Origin of the sequence: Polynucleobacter sp. MWH-UH23A, assembly GCF_040409805.1 — a bacterium.
Lineage (GTDB): Bacteria > Pseudomonadota > Gammaproteobacteria > Burkholderiales > Burkholderiaceae > Polynucleobacter.
Window position 1 is genome coordinate 954,737 of the sequence record NZ_CP099572.1, and the last position, 14,592, is coordinate 969,328.

Annotated in this window: 12 protein-coding genes; 9 read left to right on the forward strand and 3 right to left on the reverse strand. The window is 45.6% G+C overall.

Annotated elements, in window-relative coordinates; all coding sequences use genetic code 11:
* Positions 1 to 18: 18 nt before the first annotated feature.
* Both rnhA and NHB35_RS05030 read right to left on the reverse strand, forming a co-directional pair.
* Complete coding sequence (rnhA, locus tag NHB35_RS05025; RefSeq protein WP_353433287.1) at positions 19 to 465, reverse strand: ribonuclease HI; 447 nt, start codon at positions 463 to 465, stop codon at positions 19 to 21.
* Positions 465 to 1,286: a class I SAM-dependent methyltransferase gene (locus tag NHB35_RS05030; protein ID WP_353433288.1), complete on the reverse strand. Its 822-nt coding sequence runs from the start codon at positions 1,284 to 1,286 to the stop codon at positions 465 to 467. The genes rnhA and NHB35_RS05030 overlap by 1 nt, the downstream gene beginning before the upstream one ends.
* 7 nt (positions 1,287 to 1,293) lie before the next feature.
* Here NHB35_RS05030 and gloB point away from each other — a divergent pair, with 7 nt between their 5' ends.
* The 7 genes from gloB to NHB35_RS05065 all read left to right on the forward strand — a co-directional run bounded on the left by gloB (position 1,294) and on the right by NHB35_RS05065 (position 11,104).
* A complete protein-coding gene (gene gloB / locus NHB35_RS05035) occupies positions 1,294 to 2,097 on the forward strand; it encodes a hydroxyacylglutathione hydrolase (protein WP_353433289.1) in 804 nt (267 codons plus the stop codon).
* The gene (locus NHB35_RS05040) at positions 2,097 to 3,500 is read left to right on the forward strand and encodes a transglycosylase SLT domain-containing protein (protein WP_353433290.1); all 1,404 of its coding nucleotides are present in this window, start codon (positions 2,097 to 2,099) and stop codon (positions 3,498 to 3,500) included. The genes gloB and NHB35_RS05040 overlap by 1 nt, the downstream gene beginning before the upstream one ends.
* Before the next feature lie 33 nt (positions 3,501 to 3,533).
* Positions 3,534 to 5,417 carry a propionate--CoA ligase gene (locus tag NHB35_RS05045; RefSeq protein ID WP_353433291.1) on the forward strand — a complete coding sequence of 628 codons (1,884 nt, stop codon included), beginning with the start codon at positions 3,534 to 3,536 and terminating at the stop codon, positions 5,415 to 5,417.
* 231 nt (positions 5,418 to 5,648) lie between these two features.
* Positions 5,649 to 6,836 (forward strand): glutamine-hydrolyzing carbamoyl-phosphate synthase small subunit, encoded by a 1,188-nt coding sequence (gene carA, locus NHB35_RS05050; protein ID WP_353433292.1) that lies wholly within the window; start codon positions 5,649 to 5,651, stop codon positions 6,834 to 6,836.
* The gene (gene carB, locus NHB35_RS05055) at positions 6,836 to 10,099 is read left to right on the forward strand and encodes a carbamoyl-phosphate synthase large subunit (RefSeq protein WP_353433293.1); all 3,264 of its coding nucleotides are present in this window, start codon (positions 6,836 to 6,838) and stop codon (positions 10,097 to 10,099) included. Before carA ends, carB begins: the two co-directional genes overlap by 1 nt.
* A gap of 55 nt (positions 10,100 to 10,154) precedes the next feature.
* Positions 10,155 to 10,631 (forward strand): transcription elongation factor GreA, encoded by a 477-nt coding sequence (gene greA, locus NHB35_RS05060; protein ID WP_353433294.1) that lies wholly within the window; start codon positions 10,155 to 10,157, stop codon positions 10,629 to 10,631.
* The gene (locus tag NHB35_RS05065) at positions 10,631 to 11,104 is read left to right on the forward strand and encodes a DUF4149 domain-containing protein (protein ID WP_353433295.1); all 474 of its coding nucleotides are present in this window, start codon (positions 10,631 to 10,633) and stop codon (positions 11,102 to 11,104) included. Before greA ends, NHB35_RS05065 begins: the two co-directional genes overlap by 1 nt.
* A gap of 26 nt (positions 11,105 to 11,130) precedes the next feature.
* Here NHB35_RS05065 and NHB35_RS05070 read toward each other — a convergent pair whose 3' ends face one another.
* Positions 11,131 to 11,757, reverse strand: a complete 627-nt coding sequence (locus NHB35_RS05070; protein ID WP_353433296.1) for a YhbY family RNA-binding protein — start codon at positions 11,755 to 11,757, stop codon at positions 11,131 to 11,133.
* A gap of 127 nt (positions 11,758 to 11,884) precedes the next feature.
* Here NHB35_RS05070 and NHB35_RS05075 point away from each other — a divergent pair, with 127 nt between their 5' ends.
* A complete protein-coding gene (locus NHB35_RS05075) occupies positions 11,885 to 12,559 on the forward strand; it encodes an RlmE family RNA methyltransferase (RefSeq protein ID WP_353433297.1) in 675 nt (224 codons plus the stop codon).
* A gap of 147 nt (positions 12,560 to 12,706) precedes the next feature.
* Entirely contained in the window at positions 12,707 to 14,584 is a 1,878-nt protein-coding gene (gene ftsH / locus NHB35_RS05080; RefSeq protein ID WP_353433298.1) for an ATP-dependent zinc metalloprotease FtsH, read from the forward strand.
* Positions 14,585 to 14,592 lie beyond the last annotated feature (8 nt).

Genomic DNA, 14,592 nt, shown 5'->3' on the forward strand with positions numbered 1-14,592 from the left:
CAAAAGAGGGTTTTTTTACTATGTCAGGTACTCTTCAACGCCTTTATTGGCTAGCTCATCTGCCAACTCGTTCCCAGGGTGGCCATTGTGACCCCTAACCCAATGCCAGGAAATTTCATGATCTGGAAGAAGGGCGTCCAATTCTTGCCATAGATCAGCATTTTTAACCGGTTCTTTGCTTGCTGTCTTCCAGCCTCGTTTTTTCCAGCCTTCAAGCCACTCAGTGACACCTTTTTGCACATATTGGGAGTCTGTCCAAAGTTCAACTGAACTTCTTTGCTTGAGCGCGCGTAGAGCAAAGATTACAGCGCTGATTTCCATCCGATTATTCGTGGTGAGTTTTTCACCTCCATGCAGATGCTTCTCATGTTCACCGGACGTTAATACAGCACCCCAGCCTCCAGGACCGGGATTGCCTTTGCAGGCCCCATCGGTATAGATGATGATGTGTGGTTTAGTGCTCATCAGTATTGTTCAGTGCTGGAGTCGTGAATTGCCATCAGTTTATTGCGTTCTGCCGCTGGGCTTAATTGCGTTAGGCTTGGGATGCGACTTTTCTGAACATGTCCAATCAGTCTGATGCCCTGATGCCGCTTAATAGCGGAAACAATAAATACAGCGCCAAATATTGGCCACCAGCGGTTTCCCATTCGCTCTAAAAAGTCCATACGGCCCATAGCTGATTCGCTGTGCAGGGGAAATTTGTAGCAACCAAAGTGACCGCGATCTAGTGAGTAATTGAGGAGTTGTAGCCAGTCCTTGATTCTGATTAGGCTAATAAATTGACCATCTCTTGGAAGGTAGGGGTTGCCTGTAAGGCGACTGAGATATTGTTTCCCCCCCCATAAGCTTGCGGGATTAAATCCAGAAATCACGATGCGGCCCTCTGGGCGTAAAACCCGATCTACTTCACGCAAAATCTGGTGGGGGTCGGCAGCAAATTCCAACACATGAGGCAGCACAATAAGATCAATACTTTCATTGGCAAATGGCATCTCCGAGGAGCTTCCTTCGATTGGATGCCAATTAAATCGTGTGATTAACTCGCGATTGTCATTGGAGTGGGTTAGAAGGGCATGCATGGGCATGCGGTTTTCTCGCAAGCTATTTAGTTGCGGGAGCCCAATTTGCACTGCATGAAACCCAAAAACGTCAGCCAATATCTGGTCTAGGCATTGTTGCTCCCAGCCTAATACGTAGCGCCCAGGCGGGGATTGGAGCCATTTTTCCCAGGAACTCCAAGGAGGTGTGCTGCTCTGCAGAGGAATGGGTGGGGTTGGTATCATCGCCTTTATGAATACTTTATTGCAAGTTTGGCCGATTCCGGCGTTTGATGATAACTATATCTGGTGTATCCATGATGGAAAGTCAGCCTTGGTGGTTGACCCAGGCGATGCCACTCCAGTTTTAAAGTATTTGGCTGACTCAAGGCTCCACTTAAAAGGAATCCTGATCACCCACCATCATGCGGATCATGTGGGTGGCATTTTGAGGTTATTAAATGAACTGGGTGCGGATATTTCTGTTTACGGCCCTCGTGGCGATAATATTCCTGGTCGTACCCAACTGGTTAAAGAGGGTGACGTATTAGAAATCTCTGCGCCTAGACTCACACTCAAAGCCTTTGAAGTCCCTGGACACACCTTAAGCCACATAGCGTATTTTGCAAATATGCAGGCAAACGTTATTGAGCCAATGCTATTTTGTGGGGATACCTTGTTTGCCTCAGGCTGTGGTCGATTATTTGAAGGGACGCCAACCCAGATGTCGCAATCTCTTGAAAAATTTAAGAGCCTGCCGAAAAATACCTTGGTGTATTGCACCCATGAGTACACCTTATCTAATATTCGATTTGCTTTGGCGGTAGAGCCAAATAATGAGAATCTCATCTCATGGTCAGAGCGTGCAAAAGAGCTTCGAGATAAAAACCTGCCGACACTACCAACAACAATTGGTCAAGAGCTTCAAGTTAATCCATTCATGAGATGTGATCAAGCCGAAGTAATTCAATCAGCAAAGGCTAGGTCAGGGCAAGCAGTGCTCCCTGACTCAGCCCATGTGCTTGCAGTCATTCGTGCCTGGAAAGATCAGTTTTGATGCGTTTGCTTTATGTTGCTATTGCAACGATTGCATTGCTCTCAGGATGTGCCAGCACGGGTGACTGGTCTTCAGATACGCCTACCAAAGGCACGTCTAAAAAAGCGACACGTGTGAATCTGAAGACTCAGTCCGTAAGTAAAGTTTATGCGCCATCAGATAATTTATGGATTCGGATACGCGATGGCTTTCAGATGGAGCCTATGAATAGCCCGCTAGAGATAGAGCAGGTTCGATGGTTAAGTGCCAGGCCTGATTATGTGCATCGATCAATGGCCCGTTCCTCACGCTACCTTTTTTATATAGTGCAGGAAGTAAATGCACGCAATATGCCAACTGAAATCGCTTTACTGCCGTTTGTAGAAAGCGCATTTGTTACCAATGCCAAGTCTAGTGCCAAAGCAGTGGGGCTCTGGCAATTTATGCCGGCCACTGGAAAAGATTTTCAGTTAACGCAAAATGTATTCAGAGATGAGCGCCGAGATGTATTGCAATCTACAGATGCTGCGTTGGATTACCTCCAGAGGCTCCATAACCAATTTGGGAGCTGGGAACTTGCTTTAGCTGCATATAACTGGGGTGCTGGTAATGTGCTCAAAGCACAAAAGCGCAACCAAGCCGCTGGTTTGCCTACAGATTACGAAAGTCTGACCATGCCGCGTGAAACGCGCATGTATGTGCCCAAACTTATGGCTTACCGTCAGATCGTTATGGACCCTGAGGCATATGGGATTGTCTTGCCTCAACTAGAGAATCACCCATACTTTGTGGCGATCGATGTGGACAACGACATTGATGTTGCGCTTGCAATTAAATTGGCAGAGATCCCTGAAGATGAATTTCATAGCCTAAATCCGTCATTCAATAAACCGGTGATATTGAGTAATGCGAATCAGCAAATTCTTCTGCCGTTTGGTCATGCAGAAATCTTTCAGGCTAATCTCAAAAAATTTAATAAACCCTTGTCTACTTGGACTGCTGTTAAGGTCTCTAAGACTGAGAGCGTCGATCAAGTTGCCAAAAATTTAGGGGTTGGTGCAGATTCTTTAAGGCAAGTAAATGGCATACCTAGGGGGATGCGCATCAAAGCAGGATCCACTGTGATCATTCCCAAAACTAACGGTAGGACTGGTGACGTGTCATCGGCAATGGCTGATAACGCAAGTTTAAGTCTAGAAAAACCACCGCCACCAGCGCCTAAGTGCCCAAAACCAGCAAAGGTAGCCAAGGGTTCTAAGACTGCAAAGTGCGCTCCAGCCAACCCAAGTAAGGGTAATTCTGCAGGGAAAAGCGCTGCTTCTCAGCATAAATCCGCATCGACAGGACTTGCAAAATCTGCGAAAAATAGTAGTTCACCCACTTTAAAAGCTAACTCAGCCACAAAAGGGGTGAGCAAAAACTAGTAATTTTTTAAAACTTTTTGATTAGGTTGACCCATGTCCTATAAAGCACACCATGAACGCTCAATTAAAGACCCAGATGGATTTTGGGGTGAGCAGGCCAAGTTAATACACTGGGAAAAGCCATTTGATAAGGTTTTAAATTATGACAATCCTCCATTTGCAAAATGGTTCGAGGGAGGTCTTACTAATCTCTGCTACAACGCAGTAGATCGCCACTACAAATCCAATCCTAATCAATTAGCCCTTGTAGCGGTTTCTACAGAGACTAATCAAGAAAAGGCTTATACATTTAAAGAGCTATACGAAGAAGTAAATCGTATGGCAGCAATTTACAAAGCTAATGGTATTCATAAGGGCGATCGGGTTCTGATCTATATGCCAATGATCGCTGAGGCGTGTTTTGCGATGCTAGCTTGTGCACGTATTGGTGCTATTCATTCTGTAGTATTTGGTGGCTTTGCTTCGCATAGCTTGGCTACTCGTATTGATGATGCTAAACCCAAGATGGTGGTTACGGCTGAAGCAGGTATGCGCGGTGGAAAAGCGGTTCCATATAAGCCCTTGTTAGATGAAGCGATTACATTGGCCACATACAAGCCTGAAAAGGTATTGATTGTGAATCGCGGCCTTTCTGAGTTCACCACCGTCTCTGCAAGAGATCTCGATTACGCGAGCGAAAGACAAAAGCACCTGAACGATATTGTTCCGGTTGAGTGGGTTGATGCAACTCATCCTTCATATATTTTGTATACATCTGGTACAACCGGTAAACCAAAGGGAGTTCAGCGTGATACCGGTGGCTACGCAGTAGCATTGATGTCAACAATGAACCACATCTTCTGTGGCAAAGCTGGTGAGACCATGTTCTGTACCTCGGATATTGGTTGGGTTGTTGGTCATAGCTACATTATTTATGGCCCATTGCTCAATGGTATGGCAACCATCATGTATGAAGGAACTCCATTACGCCCTGATGCCGGCATCTGGTGGGAGCTCGTTGCTAAATACAATGTTTCTGTCATGTTCTCAGCGCCAACTGCTGTTCGTGTTTTAAAGAAACAAGATCCTGCATTCTTAACGAAGCATGATCTTTCTACCTTGCGTGCTTTGTTCTTGGCGGGAGAGCCCTTAGATGAGCCAACAGCAAGTTGGATTCATGATGCGATTAAGAAACCGATTGTCGATAACTATTGGCAAACTGAGACAGGTTGGCCAATGCTCGCGATTCAGCGTGGTGTTGAAGTCATGCCGCATAAATTTGGCTCACCAGGTGTTCCATCTTTTGGCTACAACATGAAATTATTGGATGACGCTACCTCAGAAGAGCTGGGCGCGGATCAGAAGGGTGTGATCGCCATCGAAGGTCCGCTACCTCCCGGATGTATGCAAACGGTTTGGGGTGATGACAAGCGATTTGTCAGCACTTATTGGGAGACGATTCCTGGTAAGTTGATCTACTCAACATTTGACTGGGGTATTAAAGATAAAGATGGCTACTTCTTTATTTTGGGTCGCACTGATGATGTGATTAATGTTGCAGGTCACCGTTTGGGAACCCGTGAAATTGAGGAGAGTATTTCTAGTCATCCCAACATTTCTGAAGTTGCGGTTGTTGGTGTAGAGGATAAATTGAAGGGTCAGGCAGCTATTGCATTCGTTATTCCAAAAGATGCTTCAAAGGCGGAGAATTTGGAAAAAGAGTGTATGAAAACCGTCGATGCTCAACTAGGTGCTATCGCTCGACCAAGTCATGTTTACGTTGTAACTGCTTTGCCAAAAACGCGTTCTGGCAAGATTGTTCGCCGCGCATTACAGGCTGTTGCCGAAGGACGAGACCCTGGTGACATTAGCACCATGGAAGACCAAAATGTCTTAGCCCAAATTAAGACCATCATCGACCAAAAAGCAGCTGCATAGCTATTCTTTTCAAGCTCCCTAGATCCAAGGTCTAGGGGGAATTGGTCGCAAAGCCTAATTGGCTGGGGATTCAAGGGTTTAGAACGCAAAACTGGTATCATTACAGGGTTCGAAACTAATTAAATACCCTAGCGCTTAAAGACACTCACCTCCCGCATATACAGCCCCGGGTTGGTCTTTTTGGGGTTTTGAGCGTCGGATGGAGCAGGGACTGGAGATAGTTTGTCACCCTTGCTTCCTTCTTTTCCTCCTGCCGTGTTGGCCCTAGCTGACGGCACTATCTTCCCCGGTTTTAGTATTGGCGCCCCAGGCGAAACTGCTGGTGAAGTTGTTTTTAATACCGCCTTAACTGGCTATCAAGAGATCATTACTGATCCAAGTTATTCACGACAAATCGTGACTCTGACATACCCTCATATTGGTAATGTAGGAGTAAACGCCCAAGACGCGGAATCGGATCAAATTCATGCTGCAGGTTTGGTCATAAAAGACTTGCCTAAGCGGGTATCTAATTTTCGATCCGAAGCTAGCTTAGATGCTTATCTAACGAATGCAGGGGTTGTCGGCATCTCTGGAATTGATACTCGTAAGCTTACCCGCATCTTACGTGACAAAGGCGCTCAATCTGGCGCGATTGTTGCTGGTAAATTGGGTGACAGCCATGAATCTTTATCTGCAAAAGCCTTGCAATTAGCCAAAGCATTTCCTGGTATGGCCGGTCTTGATTTGGCGAAGGTTGTTACAACCAAGAAACCTTATCAATGGCGCGAAGCAGAGTGGGAGCTTAGCGGTCCCAATGGTAAGCCTGCTTACAAATCTTTAGATACATCTAAGCCTGTTAAGAAAGTAGTCGCTTATGACTTTGGTGTTAAGCGTAATATTTTGCGAATGCTCACAGAACGTGGATGTGAGCTCACTGTAGTACCAGCCCAAACTTCTGCAGCAGAAGTATTGGCAATGAACCCGGATGGAGTATTTTTCTCAAATGGCCCGGGCGATCCTGGTCCTTGTGATTACGCTATTGCTGCTGCTAAGGAAATTATTGAAAAAGGTGTTCCAACCTTTGGAATCTGTTTGGGTCATCAGATTATGGGTTTAGCTGCTGGCGCAAAAACCTTAAAAATGAAATTTGGTCATCATGGTGCAAACCACCCTGTAAAAGATTTGGACACTGGTCGTGTTGCTATTACTTCTCAGAATCATGGTTTCGCAGTCGATGCAAATACATTGCCAAGTAATGTGCGGGTAACCCATGTGTCTTTGTTCGATGGTTCTTTGCAGGGTCTAGCATGGAAGGATAAGCCAGCACTGTGTTTCCAGGGGCATCCCGAGGCCTCTCCAGGTCCTCACGATATCGCCTATTTATTTGATCGTTTTGTGGAGCTCATGAATGCTGCCAGCAAGAAGGGGGGCAAATAATGCCTAAGCGTAGCGACATTAAGAGCATTTTGATTATTGGTGCTGGTCCGATTGTGATTGGTCAAGCATGTGAATTTGACTATTCAGGTGCACAAGCCTGTAAAGCATTGCGTGACGAAGGTTACAAAGTCATTTTAGTGAACAGCAATCCTGCAACTATCATGACGGACCCTGAGATGGCGGATGTAACTTATATTGAGCCAATTACTTGGGAGGTGGTCGAGCGCATTATTGCGACTGAAAAACCAGATGCCATTTTGCCAACGATGGGCGGGCAGACTGCCTTGAATTGCGCGCTTGATTTACATCGCAATGGCGTGCTGAAGAAATACGGCTGTGAATTAATTGGTGCCTCTCCTGAAGCCATCGATAAAGCTGAAGATCGTCAAAAGTTTAAAGATGCTATGACCAAGATTGGTCTTGGTTCTGCAAAATCAGGCATTGCGCACTCTATGGAAGAGGCGCATGAAGTGCAACAACGTATTCAGCGCGAAACAGGTAGCTCAGGATTCCCTGTGGTTATTCGTCCTTCATTCACCATGGGTGGCTCAGGCGGCGGGATTGCTTATAACCGCGAGGAATTTGAAGAGATTTGCAAACGCGGACTTGATCTATCTCCAACGCATGAGCTCTTAATTGAAGAGTCGCTTTTGGGTTGGAAAGAATTCGAAATGGAGGTGGTGCGTGATCGTAACGATAACTGCATCATTGTTTGCTCCATTGAAAACTTGGATCCGATGGGTGTTCATACTGGTGACTCGATTACAGTTGCACCTGCACAAACCTTGACGGACAAAGAGTATCAATTGATGCGGAATGCATCGATAGCTGTTTTACGTGAGATTGGCGTTGATACAGGTGGCTCTAACGTTCAGTTCTCAATCAACCCGGTTGACGGTCGCATGATTGTGATCGAGATGAATCCCCGCGTATCACGTTCATCTGCGCTGGCATCAAAAGCTACCGGTTTCCCAATTGCAAAGATTGCTGCCAAGCTTGCTGTTGGCTACACTCTCGATGAATTAAAGAACGATATTACTGGTGGTGCAACGCCCGCATCCTTTGAACCATCGATTGACTATGTTGTCACCAAGATTCCCCGTTTTGCATTTGAAAAGTTCCCACAGGCTGATTCACGCTTAACTACACAGATGAAGTCTGTTGGTGAGGTAATGGCTATTGGCCGAACATTTCAAGAATCCTTCCAGAAGGCTTTGCGTGGACTTGAGGTTGGCGTTGACGGTCTCGATGAAGTTTCTACAGATCTTGATGACATTATTAATGAGATCAATGAGCCAGGCCCTGATCGCATCTGGTATCTCGCGGACGCATTCCGCATGGGAATGGGTTTAGATGAGGTCTATAGCGAAACCAAAATTGATCCTTGGTTCCTCGAGCAGATTGAAGAGCTCATTACCATCGAATCTGAACTGAAGCGGCGTAAAGTAGATAGCCTGTCTGCGGCAGAGCTGCGCTTTGTAAAGCAAAAGGGATTCTCAGATAGACGCCTTGCTAAATTACTTGGCGTTGATGCATCTTCTGTGCGTGCTGCGCGTCACCGCCTTAAGGTAGTGCCCGTTTATAAGCGCGTTGATACTTGCGCGGCGGAATTCTCAACCAATACAGCTTACATGTATTCAACATATGAAGCTGAGCATGGTGAATGTGAATCTCGTCCTACTGATAAGCAAAAAATCATGGTCTTAGGTGGCGGTCCCAACCGAATTGGTCAGGGTATTGAGTTTGACTATTGCTGTGTTCATGCAGCTTTGGCAATGCGCGATGATGGTTATGAAACCATCATGGTTAACTGCAACCCAGAGACTGTCTCTACAGACTATGACACTTCTGATCGTCTGTATTTCGAGCCCTTAACCTTGGAAGATGTTTTAGAAATCGTTGCCAAAGAAAAGCCAAAGGGCGTAATTGTTCAATACGGCGGTCAAACTCCATTGAAACTCGCTTTGGATCTTGAGCGTAATGGTGTTCCAATCATCGGGACCTCGCCTGACATGATTGATGCCGCAGAAGACCGTGAGCGCTTCCAGAAGCTGTTGCATGATTTGGGTTTGCGTCAACCTCCAAATCGTACAGCACGCACTGAAGATGAGGCTTTAAAGCTTGCTGAGGAGATTGGGTATCCATTGGTAGTTCGCCCATCCTATGTCCTTGGGGGACGCGCCATGGAAATTGTTCATGATGGTCGAGATTTAGAGCGTTATATGCGCGAGGCTGTAAAAGTTTCTCATGACTCTCCAGTGTTGCTAGATCGCTTTTTAAATGATGCGATTGAGTGCGATGTCGACTGCATTAGTGATGGTGGTAAGGTCTTCATCGGTGGGGTCATGGAGCATATTGAACAAGCTGGCGTTCACTCTGGCGACTCTGCATGTTCTCTTCCTCCGTATTCTTTATCGGATGCCACTGTTGATGAGATTAAGCGTCAGACAGCAGCAATGGCTAAAGGTCTCAATGTTGTTGGATTAATGAATGTACAGTTCGCAATTCAGAATGTCGACGGCAAAGACCTTATTTATGTTCTCGAGGTAAATCCACGAGCATCACGTACTGTTCCATTTGTGTCTAAAGCAACCGGTTTGCAATTAGCTAAAATCGCAGCACGTTGCATGGTGGGTCAGACTTTAGATAAACAGGGTATTCAATCTGAAGTGAAGCCTCCATACTTCTCAGTCAAAGAAGCGGTATTCCCCTTCAATAAGTTCCCTGGTATTGATCCAATACTTGGACCAGAGATGCGTTCTACTGGTGAAGTAATGGGCGTGGGCAAAACTTTTGGCGAAGCATTATTTAAGTCTCAGTTAGGCGCATTCATTAAATTGCCCAAGAGCGGTACCGTGCTACTCACTGTAAAAGATAGTGATAAACCGAAAGCAGTTGAGGTTGCCAAGCTCTTGCATCAATTAGGATTCCCAATGGTGGCGACAAAAGGTACAGCTGCGGCTATTGAAGCTGCCGGTTTACCTGTGAAACAAGTAAACAAAGTAAAAGATGGCCGTCCTCACATTGTGGATTTCATTAAGAATGGTGAGATTTCTTTAGTATTTACCACCGTTGATGAAACCCGTACTGCGATTGCAGACTCACGTTCAATTCGTACCAGTGCGCAAGCAAATGGCGTAACCTATTACACAACCATTAGCGCAGCTAGGGCTGTAATGGATGGATTGCTGGCTTCGCAGAATGGCAACAAGGACTCTTTAGAGGTTTATTCTCTTCAGAATTTACATGGAACGCTTATTTAATCTAAAATTAATTATCTAGGCGCGTTTTGCGCCTTTTTTAAGTTAGGTTAGTAGCATGAGCACAATTCCAATTACTAAACGTGGTGCTGAACTCCTAAAAGAAGAGTTGCACCATCTTAAGCATGTAGAGCGTCCTGCTGTTATTAACGCCATCGCAGAAGCTCGCGCTCAGGGAGATCTCTCGGAGAATGCCGAGTATGACGCTGCCAAAGAAAAACAGGGATTCATTGAAGGGCGTATTCAGGAGCTTGAAGGCAAATTATCGGCCGCTCAAATTATTGATCCAGCTGCGCTGGATGTATCTGGACGGGTTGTTTTTGGAGCAACTGTAGATCTTGAGGATCTTGAGGATGGCACTAAATTTACCTATCAAATTGTTGGTGACGATGAGGCTGATATTGCTGCAAATAAGATCTCAATTAGCTCACCAATTGCCCGCGCTTTAATTAGCAAGGAAGAGGGTGATGTTGTAGCGGTTCAGGCGCCCGGCGGTAACCGCGAAGTTGAAATCTTAGCCGTTAAATACATCTAATGTCACACCCCAGAATCCAGCGATTATTTACGGTAATTTCTGGACTTTGGGTTGGCGGATCCATCGCTATTGGTTTCTTGGTTGTACCCGTTCTGTTTTCAGTGCTTGGTGATCGACAGATTGCGGGTGTCATTGCTGCCAATCTATTCAAGGTAAATGCATACATTAGTGTAGGAGTTTGTAGCCTTCTAATGCTTTTTGCCAATCATCTAGTTACGCTTGGTAACCACTCATATAGATGCATTCGCTGGATTCTATTGTTAATGTTGATGTGTGCTGTGGCTACTGCATTCATCATCATTCCTTGGATGAATGTATTACGTGACCAAGCCATGCAATTGGGTATATCCGTTCGTGATACAAGCAATGCCAAGCTTTTTGGACGGCTGCATGGAGTTTCAAGCGTGATTTTTATGATCCAATCAATCTTGGGAATTGCATTGGTTTGGCGGACAACAAAAAACGTCGATTAGCGACGCTTCTTCCTGAATCTGAGCCATTAAGATCCCAGTGATTTTTTCTTATTGCTGCTCATACGCACCTTACGTTTTTTAATGGGCGCTGGTGCAGGTGTTGCTTTGCGGTAACCTGGAGATGACCAACCAATTTTTGACTCAGCCGCCTCCGAACGCAATATTCGTTTCTTGGGTGATGAAGACTTAGCAGCTGCTGCGCGTTCAAATGGGGATTTAGATGAGATCGAGCGACGATCTGATCTCTCCGAATTACTGGTTCGCACTCCGGTTTTAGAGCTCGTACGATTAGGTTGGCGCTTTGTGCGCGGAGCCTGTAATGACTTCTTAGTCTGTTTGCTGGAGCGGCCAAGGTTGGCGTAAGCTTCGTCAACCACATCTTTAGGTTTCCAGAGAACTAGTAACTTGCCGATATGTTGCACAGGGGCAGCATCGAGCTTATCGCACAGTTCCTCATAGATCGCAATACGCTCTTCACGATCATCGCCAAACACGCGGATCTTAATTAATCCGTGGTGATTAATTGCCGATTTTGCCTCTTTGATTACGGCTGGTGTTAATCCATCGCCACCAACCATTACCACAGGGTTTAGTCCATGGGCATCTGCTTTAAGAGATTTGCGTTGTGCTGGGGTAATCGTAATTGCTGTCATGGACTCGATGATAGAGCATAGAGACTAAATAAGACCTTTTAGAGCCAAAATTCAAGGTTTTTGGTGTAATTCTTTTTGCTTTAGGGCAAAGAAACAAGGAAAATACACCCTTGAAAGTGATTATGTTGTGGCAAAGAATAAATTTAATAAAAGCTGGTTACAGGACCATTTAACTGACCCTTATGTGAAGATGGCCCAAAAAGAGGGTTATCGTGCTCGAGCAGTCTATAAGCTAAGCGAGATTGATGAGGAAGATCATCTCATTAAAGCTGGTATGACAGTTGTGGATCTGGGTAGCGCTCCTGGTAGTTGGTCTCAATATGTGCGCAACCGTTTAACAGAACTAGGCAAGAGCAATCCTGCAATTGAATCTGGAAAGCCTGATGGTCAGATCATTGCAATTGATATTCTGCCTATGGAAGAGATTGCTGATGTGAATTTCATACAGGCGGATTTCCGCGAAGATGAAAGTCTAGCCGCACTTGAGGCATTGCTGCCCAAATCGGCCAGTGGCAAAGTTGATTTAGTCTTGTCTGATATGGCTCCTAACTTATCTGGCGTAGGGGTGGCAGATGCAGCAAGAATGGCTTTCTTGGCAGAAATTGCCCTAGATTTTGCTGTTGCACATCTAAAGCCTGAGGGTGCCTTATTAATTAAATGTTTTAACGGAAGTGGTTATAGCCAAATTGTGGAGTCCTTCAAAAAGGCATTCAAGTCAGTATCCTCACGAAAGCCAAAGGCCTCTAGAGCTCGATCTTCGGAAATTTTCCTTTTAGGTCGAAACCTAAAACCACCGAAATAAGCCTATAAATTCAGCAAATAACCCCCTGATTTACATGGGCTTACTAAATAAATCACGCCAAAGCCCTTGAAAAAGGCTGGTAGTAGAATCAAATACTTAGGTAGCGATTCGCTTTAACTACTGGATCAATCCAGAAAAGGACTCATTTTGAACAGCAATATGTTTCAAAAAATCGGTGTGTGGCTCATTGTGGGCTTGGTCTTATTTACTGTTTTTAAACAGTTTGATAAACCCAAGGACCAAAATCAAGTCACGTATTCTCAATTTATGGATGATGCCAAGGCGGGCAAAGTAAAGCGCGTCGATGTACAGGGCCGCACATTGCAAGTGACTCCGGCTGATGGCAATAAGTACTCGATTATCTCCCCGGGTGATATCTGGATGGTTGGCGATTTGATGAAGTACGGCGTCCAGGTTACAGGCAAAGCGGAAGATGAGCCCAATATGCTGGTCTCTGCTTTGTATTACCTTGGGCCAACACTGCTGATTATTGGCTTTTGGTTTTTCATGATGCGCCAGATGCAGGGCGGCGGTAAGGGTGGAGCATTTTCTTTTGGCAAGTCAAAAGCGCGTTTGATTGATGAAAATAGTAATACTGTCACGTTTGCGGATGTTGCAGGCTGCGATGAAGCTAAAGAAGAAGTATTTGAGTTGGTTGATTTCTTAAAAGACCCACAAAAATTTCAGAAGCTTGGCGGACGTATTCCGCATGGCGTACTCCTTGTGGGGCCTCCAGGCACTGGTAAAACTCTTTTGGCTCGTGCGATTGCGGGCGAAGCAAAAGTTCCATTCTTTTCGATCTCTGGCTCGGACTTCGTAGAAATGTTCGTAGGTGTCGGTGCATCTCGCGTGCGTGATATGTTTGAAAACGCCAAGAAAAATTCACCTTGCATCATCTTCATAGACGAGATTGACGCAGTTGGTCGTCATCGTGGCGCTGGTATGGGCGGTGGTAATGATGAGCGGGAACAAACTCTCAACCAAATGTTGGTTGAGATGGATGGTTTCGAAAGTAATAGTGGCGTTATTGTTGTTGCTGCAACTAACCGTTCAGATGTTTTGGATAGGGCTTTGTTACGTCCAGGCCGCTTTGATAGACAGGTTCATGTTGGCTTGCCTGATATTCGAGGTCGTGAACAAATTCTTCAAGTGCATATGCGTAAGGTTCCAATCGATCCTGATGTTAATGCTGCAGTTTTGGCACGTGGCACACCAGGATTTTCTGGCGCCGACTTAGCCAATCTTGTTAATGAAGCTGCCTTATTTGCTGCACGTCGCAACAAGCGCTCTGTCGACATGAAGGACTTTGAGGATGCCAAAGATAAGATTTATATGGGTCCTGAGCGCAAGTCTGCAGTAATGCGTGAAGAAGAACGTCGAAATACGGCCTATCACGAGTCAGGTCACGCTGTTGTTGCTAAGGTTCTGCCAAAAGCTGATCCTGTTCATAAAGTGACCATCATGCCTCGTGGCATGGCGCTTGGTGTGACTTGGCAATTGCCTGAGCATGATCGCGTAAATCTGTATAAAGATCGCATGTTGGAAGAATTGGCGATTCTTTTTGGCGGTCGTGCTGCCGAAGAGGTTTTTCTCAATTCAATGAGCACCGGAGCTTCGAATGACTTTGAACGCGCTACCAAAATGGCACGCGATATGGTTACTCGCTATGGCATGAGCGATAGCCTTGGCACCATGGTTTATGTTGACACCGAATCAGAAAGTATTTTTGGTCGCAACAGCACCAAGACAGTTTCTGAGCTAACTCAGCAGAAGGTGGATGCAGAAATTCGCACATTAATTGATAGTCAGTATGCTTTGGCCAAATCTATCCTAGAGCAGAATCGCGACAAGGTAGAAGCAATGGTGGCGGCCCTACTTGAGTGGGAAACAATTGATGCTGAGCAGATCACTGACATCATGGAAGGTCGTCCACCTAGAGCACCCAAACCACCTCCAGCTACTCAATTCGGCAATTCTGCTGGAGCAGCTGGTCCTGCAGCCGGAAGCGCCCCAGCAACAGCTTAATGTTACCT